The 15,539-nt window shown below is 67.6% G+C and carries 13 protein-coding genes; 4 read left to right on the top strand and 9 right to left on the bottom strand.

From position 1 onward, the window contains the following. Positions 1 to 4: 4 nt before the first annotated feature. Complete coding sequence (locus F1D05_RS32475) at positions 5 to 3,424, top strand: hypothetical protein (protein ID WP_246486153.1); 3,420 nt, start codon at positions 5 to 7, stop codon at positions 3,422 to 3,424. On the opposite strand, the gene dusB is transcribed toward F1D05_RS32475, so the two are convergent. The 4 genes from dusB to F1D05_RS32455 form a co-directional block, all read right to left on the bottom strand. Beyond that, positions 3,378 to 4,499, bottom strand: a complete 1,122-nt coding sequence (gene dusB, locus F1D05_RS32470; RefSeq protein ID WP_185444160.1) for a tRNA dihydrouridine synthase DusB — start codon at positions 4,497 to 4,499, stop codon at positions 3,378 to 3,380. The two genes, F1D05_RS32475 and dusB, sit on opposite strands and share 47 nt — an antisense overlap. Positions 4,500 to 4,502: 3 nt before the next feature. Then, a complete protein-coding gene (locus tag F1D05_RS32465; RefSeq protein WP_185444159.1) occupies positions 4,503 to 5,159 on the bottom strand; it encodes a hypothetical protein in 657 nt (218 codons plus the stop codon). Positions 5,160 to 5,161: 2 nt separating this feature from the next. Beyond that, positions 5,162 to 6,547 carry a glycine--tRNA ligase gene (locus F1D05_RS32460; RefSeq protein ID WP_185444158.1) on the bottom strand — a complete coding sequence of 462 codons (1,386 nt, stop codon included), beginning with the start codon at positions 6,545 to 6,547 and terminating at the stop codon, positions 5,162 to 5,164. A gap of 72 nt (positions 6,548 to 6,619) precedes the next feature. After that, a complete protein-coding gene (locus tag F1D05_RS32455) occupies positions 6,620 to 6,916 on the bottom strand; it encodes an antibiotic biosynthesis monooxygenase family protein (RefSeq protein WP_185444157.1) in 297 nt (98 codons plus the stop codon). A gap of 133 nt (positions 6,917 to 7,049) precedes the next feature. Between F1D05_RS32455 and F1D05_RS32450 the strand changes: the two genes are divergently transcribed. Continuing rightward, positions 7,050 to 7,358, top strand: a complete 309-nt coding sequence (locus tag F1D05_RS32450; protein WP_185444156.1) for a DUF6703 family protein — start codon at positions 7,050 to 7,052, stop codon at positions 7,356 to 7,358. Between the two features lie 6 nt (positions 7,359 to 7,364). Here F1D05_RS32450 and F1D05_RS32445 read toward each other — a convergent pair whose 3' ends face one another. Continuing rightward, positions 7,365 to 7,904, bottom strand: a complete 540-nt coding sequence (locus F1D05_RS32445; protein ID WP_185444155.1) for a TetR/AcrR family transcriptional regulator — start codon at positions 7,902 to 7,904, stop codon at positions 7,365 to 7,367. A gap of 274 nt (positions 7,905 to 8,178) precedes the next feature. On the opposite strand from F1D05_RS32445, the gene F1D05_RS32440 reads away from it, so the two are divergent. After that, positions 8,179 to 9,258 (top strand): FAD-dependent monooxygenase, encoded by a 1,080-nt coding sequence (locus tag F1D05_RS32440; RefSeq protein ID WP_206685922.1) that lies wholly within the window; start codon positions 8,179 to 8,181, stop codon positions 9,256 to 9,258. A gap of 60 nt (positions 9,259 to 9,318) precedes the next feature. Here the strand turns inward: F1D05_RS32440 and F1D05_RS32435 are convergent, their stop codons facing one another. From F1D05_RS32435 to F1D05_RS32425, 3 genes are all read right to left on the bottom strand, one after another. Continuing rightward, positions 9,319 to 9,879 (bottom strand): DUF305 domain-containing protein, encoded by a 561-nt coding sequence (locus F1D05_RS32435; RefSeq protein ID WP_185444154.1) that lies wholly within the window; start codon positions 9,877 to 9,879, stop codon positions 9,319 to 9,321. Positions 9,880 to 9,956: 77 nt separating this feature from the next. After that, complete coding sequence (locus F1D05_RS32430; protein WP_185444153.1) at positions 9,957 to 11,216, bottom strand: DUF1996 domain-containing protein; 1,260 nt, start codon at positions 11,214 to 11,216, stop codon at positions 9,957 to 9,959. After that, positions 11,213 to 12,949 carry a discoidin domain-containing protein gene (locus F1D05_RS32425; protein ID WP_185444152.1) on the bottom strand — a complete coding sequence of 579 codons (1,737 nt, stop codon included), beginning with the start codon at positions 12,947 to 12,949 and terminating at the stop codon, positions 11,213 to 11,215. The genes F1D05_RS32430 and F1D05_RS32425 overlap by 4 nt, the downstream gene beginning before the upstream one ends. Before the next feature lie 230 nt (positions 12,950 to 13,179). Between F1D05_RS32425 and F1D05_RS32420 the strand changes: the two genes are divergently transcribed. After that, positions 13,180 to 14,175, top strand: coding sequence for a LacI family DNA-binding transcriptional regulator (locus F1D05_RS32420; RefSeq protein WP_185444151.1), 996 nt, complete (start codon positions 13,180 to 13,182; stop codon positions 14,173 to 14,175). On the opposite strand, the gene F1D05_RS32415 is transcribed toward F1D05_RS32420, so the two are convergent. Then, positions 14,156 to 15,529 carry an alkaline phosphatase family protein gene (locus F1D05_RS32415; RefSeq protein WP_185444150.1) on the bottom strand — a complete coding sequence of 458 codons (1,374 nt, stop codon included), beginning with the start codon at positions 15,527 to 15,529 and terminating at the stop codon, positions 14,156 to 14,158. The genes F1D05_RS32420 and F1D05_RS32415 overlap by 20 nt on opposite strands. Positions 15,530 to 15,539 lie beyond the last annotated feature (10 nt).

The raw sequence follows: 15,539 nt of genomic DNA, 5'->3' as shown, positions 1-15,539 counted from the left end.
GGGGATGCATGAGCTGACGCGCTCTCTGGACAGGCTTCCGTACGGCGAACGCTCGCGGCTGATCGCCCAGGAGGCGCAGCGGCTGCGCGGTACGCAAGAGCTGGTGACCCTGCTCGAACAGCTCAGTCGCGGCACCTCTTTCGAGCGCTTGCTTGGACTGCAGTTGGCCCAGATCGCGGGCCAGGTCGATTACGTGGCGCACCTGCTGGCCGATCCCGACCCGACAGTCCAGGCCCGCGCGCTCGTCGCCGTCTCCCGTGGCGTCGCCGTCTCCGACGAAACCCTCCACACCTTGTACGACGATGCGCCGGCCATCCTGCGCGGACAGCTCCTCCGCGTGATCCGCCGGACCGGGCGGGACGAGCTCGCCGACCGGCTGATCGAAGACCAGCGGGACCGCTGGGGCGACCGCTCGGCCGCTGCCATGGTGAGCAGCACCGGCGACGCGACCGTCGAACGGCTCCTCCCCGAACTGGCCTACTGCCTGTCCGCCGGCGACTGGGAACGCCTCGCAGGCAAGCACCCGGCCGGCGTCCTCGCCTACGCGGAGCAGACCGTCCCGACCGGATCCGAGTGGCAGGAGTGGTGGAAAGGCATCGCGTACGGCGTTGTCGCCCTCCTCGATCGCGACGAGATCGACCCCGCGCGGATTCTCGGTCTGCTCGACCGCGCACTTCCCGCCAACCAGTTGCCTGGGGCAATTATTGGCGTGCTCGGCCGCATGATCGATGTCGACCGCCAGTTGGTACTGCGAATCCTGCTCACCCCGGATCGCTCGGCGCTGCTCGGCCGAGCGCTGACCCCGGCCGTCCGTCGTCGCCTGCACCGCTTCTCCGACCACGAACTCGGAAAGCTCGGTCGCCTGCTCTGGCCGAACGCGGCCAACCTGCTCGTCGACCTGCCGCCGTCGCGCCGTTCCGCGGTCTTCGAGGCCATCACCGACTCGCTCGACCTCGGCCGGACCGAGCTCCCGGAAGTGCTCCTCGACGTCCTGCCCCGGGACCTCCGGCACGACCAGGCCCGACGGATCCTCAAGCTTCCCCGCGTCGCCGAGAACATCCGTCGCAGTTGGGAGATCACGGCATACCTTCCGTACGACGAAGCGTTCGCGCTGCTGGAGCCCGAGATCCGGCGTCCCGAGGCCGACGATCGGGCGGCCGTCTACCGGGCAATCATCTCGTCCGCCGGTCATGCCCGGCAGACCGCCGCCGTCGAGGCAGCGCTGTCCTGGGCGACGCGGGTCCGCAACGACCGCGAGCCGGTTCGCCAGGCCGTCCTCAGCGCCGCCGCCGGGCTGCCGCCTTCGTTGCTGGCCGACGAGCACGTGCCCCCGTTGCAGACGCTGCTCACCGACTCGCTCGAGGCCCGCGACACCTCGTGGGTGGTCCGGTCCGCGTTGAACCAGCTGGCCGAGAACGCAGTACGGGAAGGTGCCCTACGCAACCAATCTGCCTTGGTGCGCTGGGGTATCGAGTCGCATGCGCGGCTCACCGAGAACACCGGCTCGGTCAACCTCGACCGGCTGATCGACGGGCTGCCGCGCGGCCGCGAGGTGGAGGTCTATGAGGCGCTGCGCCCGTATGTCGACGCGGCCGCGGCCCGTCGCGAGTACGACCTCGCCTTCGCGATCACCGCCGCGCTAGGGCGTCGCGGCTGGACCAACGAGCACCTGCACGGCGTACTCGAGCAGGCGCTTTGGTCGAACAAGGAATACACGGTCGGCCGGGCTGCGGAGCTCTGGCTGGAGCCCACGTCCACCCGGGCCGAGCGGGTCGGGCGGATCATCGGACGCGAGGTCGGGATGGCGCGCTGGGACGCCGTCTGGCGGGCCGTCACGGAGGTGCGCACCGATCTGCTCGATCCGGTGCTCGCCAAGCCTGACCGTATCCATCGCTTCGATCGCGATCAGCCGTCCTGGCAGGTTCCCGACTCCGCGCTGCGCCGCTGGCTGCCCCGCCAGCACATCCGTTACGCCGAACTGGTGACCGCTGCTGCGCGGGACAGCCGGATGCCCGATTGGTCTCGCGCTACGGCCGTGTCGATGCTCGGGCACATTCCCGGCATCGGTCGTGCTGCTGTCGATCCGTTCCTGACCAGTGATGAGGTGCTGCTCCAGGAAGCGGCACTGGGTGCACTGGCCTGGACGTCGCAGCCTGACCTCGCTCTGCCTGCGCTACTCGCGCATGCCGGTGACGACCGCGCCCGCGTCGCCATCTACGCCGCTACCAGGGCGGCGCGATTCGTACGGCCCAGCCTGCTCGCCACTGCGCTCCAACCGCTGCTGGTCGGCGAAGGTGTGAAGGTCACATCTCGCAAGGAGGCTGCGCGGCTGCTGGGCGAGCTACGCGCTCCGGGAGCGAGCGCAGTACTGGCTGATGCCTGGGGTGGGGCGCATCGGGATGTGCGGGCTGCGATCACCAGTACGGCGTCGCAGTACTTGCTGCACGAGCCGGGCAGTTGGGCGTTGTTACAGCAGGCGGTGCACGACTCGGACGCGACAGCGACGGCTCTGACTCAGCGGCTGCCGTTGGACATCGCAGAGAAGTACCGGTCGCGCTACGGCGATCTGCTGATCGCCGTCACGACCAGGTCGGAGCAGCCGGTCGTGGGTGCGGCGCTGTGGGCGCTGGCTCGGTGGGGTCGCTGGATCCCTGCTGCTGCAGAGGTCTGCGGCGAGTTCGTCACCGACCTCTCGTCGCGGAGCACGAACTGGCGCAACGGGGTCGGCGCACTGTCGTTCCTGTCAGGGCGGCAGCACATCGGCGAACTCGACGACCTACTGGAGGTCGTCCGGCTGCTACTGCGGCTCGACGGCGATCCGGCCCGCGCCCGACACCGAGGCCGATCGGGATCGCCCGGCCTGGCGTCGGCTGACGTTGCTGGTGGATGGCGTCGACGACGCCGTACGTCAGCAACCGCTGGATCGTCGAGCCGGACTCCGGGTGCTCGCCGACGAACTGGCCGACGTTCCGAGCTTCCTTCCCCATCGACTGCGGCTCCTGGTCACCGCTACCTCGTGGGCCTCACCTGCCGACGACCTACGGCAGCTGGTATCCCTGGTCACCGATCGCCCTGTCGCCGCCACCTTCCTGTGCGACCTCGTCAGGAACGCCCTGGCTACCAACACGTGGTACCCGGCAGCTCTGGGCAAGCCGGTGGACGACCTGACCCGCAGCGGCGACCTGGCCTCAGGTCTACTCGCCTGCACCCTCGTCAGCGCCGTCGGCTCGTACGCCGGTTGGCCGGCCGACTGGCGCACCCGCCTCGCCACCCTCCGCCGCCACCCCCACGCCGACGTCCAGCAGGTAGCGATCCGCGAGGCCACCGCCGAGGAGTAGACGGTCACGCAGTCCACGCCGGCGGAGGTCGGCCGGTGATCAGCCGCCTGAAACACCGATTTCGGCGTCGGCGAGGTCGACGGTGAGTCCGTCGGTGTCGTCCAGCCAGCCATGCGGGAGGACGACGTGGTCGCGGGGGCTGCCCTGGCGGCCGCGGGGAGCGCCCAGCTCCTGGACCGGGAAGGGCGCGGACGGATCGAGTTGGGAGAGCAATTCTTCCAGCAGCGCCAGTGAATCGACCATTCCCAGGGCGGCGCGGAGTTCGCCGCCGGCCGGGAAACCCTTGAGGTACCAGGGGACGTGCTTGCGGAAGTCGCGCAGCCCGCGCTGCTCCCCCATCAAGTCGGCCAGCAGTTGACCGTGCCGACGCATCACGGTCGCAACCTCGCCCAGGACCGGCAGGTTCAGCGCCTCACCGCCATCGAACGCCACGGCCAGATCGCGGAACAGCCAGGGCCGACCGAGGCAGCCGCGCCCGACGATAACTCCCGCACAGCCCGTCTCGGCGACCATCCGGAGTGCGTCCGAGGCTTCCCAGATGTCGCCGTTGCCGAGCACCGGAATGTTCACATGCGACACCAGCTCGGCGATCTTGGTCCAGTCCGCCTGACCGGAGTACGCCTGGGCCGCAGTACGGCCGTGCAACCCGATCGCGGCCGCGCCCGACTCCTCGGCGATCTTGCCCGCGTCGAGGTAGGTCTGGTGCGCGCTGTCGATCCCGATCCGCGTCTTCATCGTGACGGGGATCCCGTACGGCGTGGCAGCCTTCACCGCCGACCGCAGGATCGCGCCGAGCAGATTCCGCTTCCAGGGAAGGGCCGCGCCGCCACCCTTGCGGGTCACCTTCGGCACCGGGCAGCCGAAGTTGAGGTCGACGTGTGCCACCCCGTACTCCGAGCAGAGCAACTCGACCGCGCGCCCGACATAGACCGGATCCACGCCGTACAGCTGGACCGAGCGGACCGTCTCGCGCTCGTCGAACGTCAGCATGTCCAGGCTCTTCTGGTCACCCTCGACGATGCCGCGCGACGTGATCATCTCGCACACGTAGAGTCCGGCGCCCTGCTCGGCACACAGCCGCCTGTACGCCGCGTTGGTGATCCCCGCCATCGGCGCGAGCACCACCGGCGTTTCGATCGTCAGGTCGCCGAGCTTCAACATGAGTCAGGCCTTCGTGACCAGTACTTGGCCGTTGCCGGAGACCTGGGCGCGGTACGGCTGGACGGCGTTGCCGGTGGTGGTGACGTCGCAGGAGATGCCTTGCGAGGTGTGCTTGACGACCGCGACATCGTCCATGGTGCAGGTCACCTTGGACGCGTCGGTGACGGTCCGCTGGATCGCGTCCACCACCTTGGCGCGAACGATCGGCACCGAGTCGGAGGTGAACTTGTAGGTCGCCGTGTACTGCTTGGCGTCGACCGTGAGCTTGCCCGGGTACGCCTTACCGGCGTACGTGACTGTGCAGGTGAGATTGTGCGTGCCGGGCGCCTCCGCATTCTCGATGCCGGGGCAGCTGACCGTCGTGGTGGCGGCCTTGCCGGCGGCGATCTGGGCCTGCTTGGAGATCGCGAACCGGATCCGCTGCGCCAGCGGCGCGTCCGAGGCCGGCTGACCGGTCACCTTCGGCGTCGGCCACGGCTTGGACGGCGTCGGCAACGGGGTCAGCGAAGGCGTCGACGCGGTGGGGATCGGCGCCGAGGACGAACCAGTGGTGGGTGCGGTGGACGGAATACCACCTGCGTCCTTCGAAGGCGAGTCCGAGCAACCGGTCAACAGCGAAGCTGACACAGCCGCGGTCCCCAGCACCGTCCAGGTCTTCATCGTCAGCAGCCCACCAGACGCTGGGCCAGGTAGCCGGTGACCTCGGTCAGCGCGACCCGCTCCTGCTTCATCGAGTCACGCTCCCGGATGGTGACGGCCTGGTCTTCGAGGGTGTCGAAATCGACGGTGATGCAGTACGGCGTACCGATCTCGTCCTGGCGGCGGTAGCGGCGGCCGATCGCACCGGCGTCGTCGAAGTCCACGTTCCAGGCCTTCCGCAGCTCGGCCGCGAGGTCCTTCGCCTTCGGGGACAGGTCAGCGTTGCGCGACAGCGGCAGCACGGCCGCCTTGACCGGCGCGAGCCGCGGGTCGAAGCGCAGGACGGTCCGCTTGTCGACGCCGCCCTTTGCGTTCGGGGCCTCGTCCTCGGTGTAGGCGTCGAGCAGGAAGGCGAGCACGTTCCGGGTCAGGCCGGCGGCCGGCTCGATCACGTACGGCGTCCAGCGCTCGCCCTTCTCCTGGTCGAAGTAGGACAGATCGACACCGGAGTGCTTGGAGTGCGTGGACAGGTCGAAGTCGGTCCGGTTCGCGATGCCCTCGAGCTCGTCGAACTCCTTGCCACCGAAGTGGAACTTGTACTCGATGTCGACGGTGCGCTTGGAGTAGTGGCTGAGCTTTTCCTTCGGGTGCTCGTAGAAGCGCATGTTGTCCGGGTTCAGCCCGAGGCCGGTATACCAGTCCCAGCGGGCCTTCAGCCAGTACTCGTGCCAGTCCTCGTCGGAGCCCGGCGCGACGAAGAACTCCATCTCCATCTGCTCGAACTCGCGGGTCCGGAAGATGAAGTTGCCCGGGGTGATCTCGTTGCGGACGCTCTTGCCCACCTGGGCGATGCCGAACGGCGGCTTCTTCCGGGCGGTGCCCATCACGTTCGCGAAGTTGATGAAGATGCCCTGGGCCGTCTCGGGCCGCAGGTAGTGCAGGCCTTCCTCCGACTCGACCGGGCCGAGGTAGGTCTTCAGCAGGCCGTTGAACATCCGCGCCTCGGTGAAGGTGCCCTTGTTACCGCAGTTCGGGCAGGCGATCTCGGCGAGCTTCACCTCTTCGGGGTCCTTGTTCTTGCGGCGCGCGAACTCCTCGCGCAGGTGGTCGTCGCGGTACCGCTTGTGGCAGGACTGGCACTCGGTCAGCGGGTCGACGAACTCCTGCAGGTGACCGGACGCCTCCCAGACCTTGGTCGGCAGGATCACCGAGGAGTCCAGCCCGACGATGTCGTCGCGGCTCGTCACCATCGAGCGCCACCACTGGGTCCGGACGTTGTTCTTCAGCTCGACACCGAGCGGTCCATAGTCCCATGCCGACTTGGTACCGCCGTAGATCTCGCCGCACGGATAGACGAAGCCTCTCCGCTTACTCAGGCTGACGACGGCATCGACGGTATCCACGGGCACTTTTCGACTCCAGATTGGTGATACGAGAAGGGTCAAGGCTAGCCAGCTAAAGCACCAGCCCAGGTTATCGGTTCAGCGGTGCGGCGCGAACTCGTCCAGATCGTCGTACGCGGACGGCTCGTCGATCGCCTGCGAGAGCAGCGGCACGGCCGCCAGCTTCACCTCGTACGGCGAGAGCGCGCGCCGGTAGCTGCCGATGTTCACCCACTCCATACTCAGGGCGAGCAACTCGGGATCGTCGGCGTTCCGTCCGGTCCGGGCGGCCAGGAAGCCCTTCTGCCGCGACAGCACCTCGACAGCGGTCTCCAGCCGGCCGACGAACTCCGGCTGGGCCGACTCCTCCACCCGGAACCTGATCACCACGAACACCCGCGCAAGCGTACGGCGTCACTCTCCGCCATCCCTACCTCACCTCCCCTTTTCCACCCCTTGCGCAGCCTTTGCGTCCGAAGAGGTGAGGGTCAGGACCCTCACCTCTTCGGACGCAAGGAACAATGGGGGCATGAGTTCCCCCAGCAGCCAGCCGGTCAGTCCGCTCCGGGCGCGGATCACCAAGGCGAGTTACCCCATCGTGGCCAGGCTGCACGGGATGCCGAAGCTCACCCTGCCCGGCATCACGCTGGTGCTCGCGCTGATCGGGGTGTTCGCCCCGGTAACAGTCGGAGTCCCCGCGCTTCTGCTGCTGGCGCTGCTGCTGTGCTGGCTGGGCTTTCTCTCCTGGCCTGTCGTCACCACCGGCCAGAAGGCGATCCGGGTCTTCTCGGTCCTGGTGATCATCCTGTTCGCCGTCAAGCGCATCGCCGACAGCTGACCTGTACTACGGGCGGACGGTGTCGTACGCCGCGTCAACCGCTGCTTGGCGGAGCTCGTCGCGGTCGACGTGGTCGAACATGACCGCGCAGTCCGACAGCCCACCGAAGGCGACCATGCCGCGGACCTGCTGACCGAGTGACGGGTCGGCGCCGATCAGCAAGGCGATGAGCCGCTGCCGCCACTCCACGAAGAGTGCCGCCAAGCCCGCTTCCTGCAGCACGTTCAGATCGTTGATCGCGAGCTGGATCAGCTGCCGGTGCTCATAGGCCAGATCGAAGTACGACGACAGCAGCTCGCGCGGCTCGACGGGAGCGGCCGCTTCCTGCGCGTCGACGTACGTGTCGAAGGCTTCCTTCATCGGCTGGACCAGGCTGCGGATCAGCTCGTCGCGCGAGGCGAAGTGGTAGTAGAGCGCGGGTTTGGTGACGCCGAGGCGGTCGGCGATGTCGCGCAGGCTGGTCTGCTGCGTCCCCTTGGCCGCGAACAGCTCCAGCGCGGCCGCCTGGATCCTCGCCTTGGTGTCCCCGCTGCGCGCTCTCGGCATGTCCGGGAGTTTAGCTGACCGACCGTTAAGTAAACCATTGACACGGCCTCGATCGTTGACTTACCTTCCGTTAAGTAAACGATCTTCTCGAGGAGGTATGTCATGCGGAAGGTGTTGATCTCCGGCGCGAGCGTGGCCGGCCCGGTGCTGGCCTACTGGCTCGAGCGGTACGGGTTCGAGGTGACGATCGTCGAGCGCACCCCCGAGCTGCGGCACGGCCTCGGCGGGCACGCGGTCGACCTGTTCGGGGGCCGGCGTCGAGGTGGCCGAGCGGATGGGTCTCGGCGAGGCCGTCCACGAAGCCCGGACCCGAACATCGCAGCTGATCCTGTACCGCGACGGCAAGCGACCGATCTCGGTCGACCTGGACAAGCTCACCGCGGGCATCTCGAGCCAACACGTCGAGATCCTCCGCGGCGAACTCACCCAACTCCTGTACGACGCCACCCGCGAGGGGGTCGAGTACGTCTTCGGCGACTCGATCGCCACCCTGGACGACGACGGTGACGGCGTGAACGTCACCTTCGAGCACGGCGAACCGCGGCGGTTCGATCTCGTCATCGGTGCGGACGGGATGCACTCGATGGTCCGGCGGCTCGCATTCGGGCCCGAGGAGTCGATGCGCCGGCCACTCGGCGGGTATCTCGCGGTCTATTCGATGCCTGACGAGCTTCTGCTGCGCAACCGGATGCTGCTGCACCTGAAGGTCGGCCGGAGCGCCAGCACGTACGGCGTACGTCAGACCGGTCAGGCACGGGCGTGCTTCCTGTTCCGCCGGGCCGAGGAGTTGCAGTACGACTATCGCGACACCGAGCAGCAGAAGCGGATCATCGCCGACGAGTTCGCGGACTACGGCTGGGAGGTGCCGCGCCTGCTGAAGCACCTGGACGCGGCCGACGACTTCTACTTCGACTCGATCACCCAGATCACCTTGGACAGTTGGCAACGCGGCCGGATCGGCCTGGTCGGGGACGCGGGCTACTGCCCCGGCCCGGCAGTCGGTGGTGGCACCAGCCTCGCCGCGATCACGGCGTACGTCCTCGCAGGTGAACTGGCCGCAGCCCGAAGCGATCTTCCCTCGGGCCTACGCAACTACGAGCAGAAGATCCGTCAACTCGTCGACCGGAGCCGGGCAATCGGCCCGACCGTGATGAAGACGATCATCCCCGGCAACGCTTTCGCGGTCCGCGCTGTCCCCATCGGCTTCGCCATCCTCCCCCACCTGCCGGCTTGGCTCCAGCGGCGAGTCTGGTCCTCCAACGGAGTCGGCAAAGCCCTTGGCTCATTGAGCCTTCCGGACTACGCCGACCTGGTCGTGACCAGTCCTGCACCGTTCCGTCCGCGAGGCGGTTGAGGGGAGGCCTGGCTGCCAGCCGCGAGCCGTCCTGGTTCTCGGCCCTTCATTGTCTCGACGCTAGCTCAGTGCGGTGAGTTGCTTCAGCTGGTCGGCTCGGGAGTGCTCGATCGACGCGGCCAGCTTCTTGACGGCGGGTTCCTGGCCCGCGGTACGGATGCTCCGGGCAACGATGATCGACTGTTCGAGGTGCTCCTCGAGGTTCTTCTCGAAGAGCGGATCGAAGGCGGATCCCGCAGTGTTGCTGAGAGCAACGACTTCCGGCTCGGTCATCATGCCGGGCATGTCGTGACCCTCATGCTGGTTGGCGGTCGGCGCCTTGGACCGGGTGCGGAGCGCGATCAGCTGGGTGAGTTCGGCCTGATGCCCAGTGGCGATGGACGCGGCAAACGTCCGTACTGCGGGGCTCACGGCCTGCTTCTCCGCCAGCGCCAGGACACGGAGGAGTTGCTCGTCCATCGGGACCATCAGCTCGATCCAGGCCAGGTCGGTCGGGTTGAAGGCCGGGTCGGTCTCGACGACGGTGTTGACCGGCGGAGGTGGTGAGGAAGCGGCCGATGATCCAGCACAGCCACTGACCAGACCCAGGAGCAGCAGGGCGACCACCGCGAGGGCTTTCATCGGCAGAAACTCCTTCAGTACAAGAGAGGGAGCCGGGCGGGTCCTGGGACGGGACCCACCCGGCAGTCTAGGTGTGCCTACGGATGACCGTCGGCCCCGCACTTGATGATCGGGCGGATGCAGTCGTTGACGCGGCGTTCCATCTCGGCCACTGGCCAGGCGTTGAAGAAGTCGCCGTGCATGGTGAAGCCACCACCCGATGCCAGCCGGAAGCCGGCCGTCGGGCCGTTCACCGGATAGCGCAGTACCTGGCGCAGCTTCGGCACCGGTACCGGGTGACTTGCCGGGCAGTCGCCGTTGACCGGGTAGGCCATGTGGCTCTTGTGATCCGGCGAGTCCAGGTCGCGCCCGTTCCAGCACTGCGGGAAGTCCAGGTAGGACTCGAGCATGCTGCCGGCCGGGCAGTTGATGAAGTCGTGCCCGGCACCGGCGTCACCGGCGTGCAGGCAGGACCAGCGGGAGATGGTGTTGTCGGTCGGTCCGGTCGCCTTCGCGTTGCCGGCCACGATCCGCAGCCCGAACGGCAGCGGCTGGGTCCGCGCGATCACGTCGTCCCGGACACCCTCACCGAGGTAGTAGAAGGTGGTCCCGGTCGGCTCGACCGGCTGGTTGTTCACGTACAGCGTCGGCACCCAGTACGACGACTTGTCCTCCGCCGGGTTGCAGGTCGTCGGCGAATTGGCCAGGTCCTGCACGGTGGTGTTCGCGTTCGTCACGGTCGCACCGAAGAAGCTGTGCATGTGCGAGGCGCCCGGCAGGTTCGGGAACACGATCGGGTCGTCCGGCAGCCCGTGGGTGAACGCGCAGTCGGCGAGGAACTCGGCGACCCGGACGATCGGGCCGCCTCCCGGCGTACCGGCGAAGACCTGGAACTCGAACAGTGAGGCGCCCCACTGGGTGGCGCGCTGGGTGACCAGTACGCGGACGTACCGGCCGTTGCCGTTGACAACGAGATTCTGCTCTCCCCCGGTGCCGGTCGTGGTGGAGTAGACGTCCACCCACTCGTTGCCGGTGTTGGAGGTCTGGATCTGGAAGCCGCGTGCGTACGCCGCCTCCCAGCGCAGCAGCACCCGGCTGATCGGCTGGACCGAGCCCAGGTCGATCCGGAGCCATTGGTTGTCCGCGAAGCTGCTGGCCCAGCGGGTGCCGTTGTCGCCATCGACTGCCGCGGCGGCCGGGAAGGCAGCGCTCTCCACCGACGAGGCGAGGGTGGGACGGCCCTGGGACAGCAGTGTTTCAGCTGCTTGCGCGTCCTGGCTGGTACTGACCAGATAGGCACCGAACAACGCGAGCACAGCGGTGAGCAAGGTGCCGAACCGGAGTACGGAGCCCTTCATCGGTAGACCCTCACGTAGTCGACGAGCATCCGGGACGGGAACGGCGTCGCCGAGTTCGGCGGGCCGGGGAAGTCGCCACCGACGGCCAGGTTGAGGATCAGGTAGAACGGGTGGTCGTAGATCCACGGACCGCGCGTCGCCTCGAGCTGGGCCTTGTCGACGGTGAAGACGGTGGTGCCGTCGACCTGGTAGGTGATGCCGGTGGAGTTCCAGAGCATCGTCCAGGTGTGGAAATCGTTCGCGAAATCCGCACCGCCAGGCAGGCCGTAGCTACCGCCGTACCCGCCGGCACCGTTGTACGCCGGAGCGTGCAGCGTGGAGTAGCCCTTGGTGGTCTCGCGACCGAGGATCTCCATGATGTCGATCTCGCCGTTGTACGGCCACGGGCGACCGGTCAGGAAGTCCGAGCCCATCATCCAGAACGCGGGCCAGAAGCCGTTGCCCTTGGGCACCTTGATCCGGGCCTCGATCTTGCCGTAGGTCGTACTGAACTTCGTACCGGTGTTGATCCGGGCCGACGTGTACTGGCACGTCCCGCTACCGCTGACCGGGTCGATCGGGCAGCCGGCGCCAGGCGTCACCTCACGACGCGCTTCGAGCACCAGGTTGCCCTGGCCGTCGGTCTGGATGTTGTTGTTGTCCGTGTAGACCTGCAGTTCGCCGTTCTGGCCGGTGCCCGGATCCGCACGCCACTTGTTCGCGTCGGGCTTCGTGCCGGCCGTCGTGTTGAACTCGTCCGACCAGATCAGCTGCGGCGGGTTCGCCGGGTCGGCGGGCGGGGTCGGCGGTGTGGTCGGCGCGCCGCCGGTGCCGTAGACCTGGAACTCCCACAGCGAGTACCCGTACGGCGTATTGCGCTGCGTGCCGTACATCCGGACGTAGCGGCCGGAGCCGGTGATGTTCAGCGTCTCCTTGAAACCGGGTCCGGTCGTGCTCGTGTAGATCGCGGTCCAGTTGTTCGCGTCGTTGGAGACCTGGAGCTGGTACGACTTCGCCGACGCCGGATCCCATTGCAGGATCACCTTGTCGATCTGGGCGGTCGCGCCGAGGTCGACGTAGATCCAGCCCGGGTCGACCCAGCCGACATCCGTCGCGGTCGCCCAGCGGCTGGCCGGGTCGAGGTCGAACGCCCTGGCGGGGGTGCATTCGAAGCAGTTGCCGTCACTCTGCTGCGTCGATGCGAAGCCGGGCTTGTTGTACGAGAGCAACTTGCTGCCCGGGCCGGGGCCAGGGCCGCCACTCGTCGTACCGAAGACCTTGAACTCCCAGAGCGAGTAGCCCCATTGGGTAGCGCGCTGCGTGCCGAGCAGGCGGACGTAGCGACCGGAGCCGGTGACCTTGAGAGTCTGGTTGCCACCAGTGCTGGTGGTCGTGCTGTAGATCGAGGACCAATTGTTGCCATCGGCAGAGGTCTGGAGCTGGAAGGCAATCGCGTACGCCGACTCCCAGCTGAGCTGGACCTGGCTGACGGTGGCGGTCTGACCGAGGTCTACCTGGATCCATTGCGGGTCACTGAAGGCGCTGGACCAGCGGGTGCCGGGATCGCCGTCGACGGCCGAGGTGGCCGGGAACGCGATGTTCTCTGCCGAGGAGGCGGTGACGGGCTTGCCTTGGGAAAGGAGGAAGTCGGCGGCGTCGGCCGATGGGCTGACGACCAGGGCGATGACGAAACTCATCGCGACGGCGAGGAGGGTCGCGGCTTTGAGGCGCGCGGGACGGAAAGACGGTCTCATGGCATCTCCAGGGCGGGCGGGAGAAGAGGCGGGGGAACGTTCCCTGAGTCTGAGGCTTGCGTGCTCCGGGAACGGTGTCAAGGCTTCGTGGTGATCCGGGCGCAACCTCGCGGTAACCCGCCGGGGCGCTTGACAAGGTTCCGGAACCGCCGGGATGCTCAGTGCTTGGGGAGCGCTCCCCAAGCTGTCTGCTGTTTGCTGTTTGCTGTTTTGAGGCCGAGGGGGTGCCCGTGCGACGACCGACCCTGCACGCCGTCGCGGCCCGGGCCGGGGTGTCGAAGTCCAGCGTGTCCCGGGTGATCAACGGTGAGCCCACGGTCGCCCCGGAGATCCGGCAGATCGTGATGGCCGCCGTCACCGAGCTCGGTTACGTGCCGAACGGCGCGGCCCGCAACCTGGTCACCCAGAAGACCAACACGATCGCGATCATCGTTTCGGATCCGCCGGCCGGGCTGGTCTCCGACGACCCGATGTTCGCGATGGTGGTCCGGGCCGCCTCCCGCGAGCTGGAAGCGGCAGGCAAGCAGGTCTCGCTCGTGCTGGCCGGTTCCGACGAGAGTCGCCGTCGAGTGGAGCACTACCTGGCGGCCGGACATGTCGATGGCGCGATGCTGGTTTCGATGGACGGCGCCGACCCGCTCCCCGCGGCACTGGCTCGTACCGGGTTGCCGGTGGTGTCGCACGGGCGGTTGGCCTCGCCGGGATTGATGCCGTACGTCGACAACGACAACATCGGTGGGGCTACGAAGGCCGTGCAGCACCTACTGGAACAGGGGCGGCAGCGGATCGCCACCATCTCCGGTCCGTTGGACATGACGGCCGCGCAGGATCGCCTGACGGCGTACAGGGAGACGTTGCAGGGCACCGGCCGCCGGTCGATCGTTGCCCTCGGCGACTTCACCCGGATCTCCGGCGCCGAGGCGATGCGGCAACTGCTGGACGACGATCCGCAGCTCGACGCCGTGTTCGCGGCCAACGACCTGATGGCGATCGGTGCGCTGCGGACCCTGCGCGAGGCCGGTCGACGGGTGCCGGACGACGTCGCCGTGGTCGGCTTCGACGACATCGAGGCCGCGCTCTACACTGCTCCCCCGCTGACCACCGTCCGCAGCCCGATGGGTGAGCAGGCAGCTGGGACCACGCGCTTGTTGCTGGAGTTGCTTGCCAACGGCAGCGCGGATTCCGTCATCCTGCCGACCGAGCTGATCATTCGGGAATCAGCTTAGAAGCCTTCAGGACAAGGTCTCGTACTGCGGTCGGCGCGATCTGCCCCTCGGGCACCAGGGTCGGATCCGAGCTCAGGAAGACCGGGCCGTCCTCGTCGGAGGCGGGCAACCGGCCGTGCGAGCCGCGCACGATCGACGGGTCGAGCGGGACGACCTGCATCGCGTACCGGAGACCGACCTTCTTGCGTAGCAGGTACGACGCGGCTCGCGGTTTCACGAAGCGATCGGACGGATCGAAGAACAGCTCGGCCGGGTCGTAGCCGGGCTTGCGATGGATCTCGACAGCTCGGGCGAAGTCCGGCGCCCGCTCGTCGTCCAGCCAGTAGTAATAGGTGAACCACGAGTCTGCTTCGGCGACGGCGACCAGTTCTCCGGCGCGCTCATGGTCGAGACCTTGCTCTTTCTTGCCGTCGGCATCGAGGACCTCGGCCACGCCGGCGACGCGTTGGAGAAGCTTGCTCACGGCATCGATATCGACTGGGTCCTTCACATAGACACGGGCGATCTGGTGATCCGCCACCGCGAAGGCCCGCGATGTCCACGGGTCGAGGTATTCCATCCCGTCCTGTGTGTGCACCTCGACGAGGCCTTCACTTCGCAGTACGCGATTGATGTCGACCGGCCGGTCGACGTCGGTGATTCCGTACTCCGAGAGCACGATCACCGTCGCGCCACGGGCCTCCGCGTCGTCGAGCAGCGGGGCGAGTACGGCGTCGAGCTCGATCGCCGCGCGGGTCGCCTCGACCGATGACGCGCCGTACCGCTGGAGGTCGTAGTCCAGGTGCGGGACGTAGGTGAGCAGCAGGTCCGGGTCGTCCTCGGCAAGGATCTTGCGCGAAGCGGCGACGATCCACTTGCTCGACTTGATGCTTGCTGTCGGCCCCCAATAGTTGAAGAGCGGGAACGCGCCGAGGTCCTTCGTCAGCCGGTCGTGCAGCTCCACCGGGCGGGTGTAGCAGTCGGGAGCTTTCCGGCCGTCCGCGTAGTAGATCGGGCGCGGCGTGACGAGCAGATCGGTCTCGGCGCCCATCGCGTACCACCAGCAGACGTTAGCGACCTTGTACTGCGGGTTGCTGCGGCGGGCGACGTCCCAGATCTTCTCGCCTTGCACCAACTGGTTGTGCTGACGCCAGAGGAACACGTCGCCGAGGTCGCGGAAGTACCAGCCATTGCCGACGATGCCATGGTCCGAGGGGAGCTTCCCGGTGAGGAAGGTGGCCTGTGCCGAGCACGTCACCGCCGGCAGGACCGCTCCGAGCGTGCGGGACAACGGCAGGGACCGCAGCCTCGGCATCTTCCGGAGCAAGCGTGGAGTGCGGCCGACGACGTCGATCACAAGCACCTGCTGAGTCATCGGGGCCTCC

Origin of the sequence: Kribbella qitaiheensis (assembly GCF_014217565.1) — a bacterium.
Classification (GTDB): Bacteria; Actinomycetota; Actinomycetes; order Propionibacteriales; family Kribbellaceae; genus Kribbella; species Kribbella qitaiheensis_A.
Note: the sequence above shows the minus strand (reverse complement) of the source record. Positions and strands in the feature narration are given on the sequence as shown.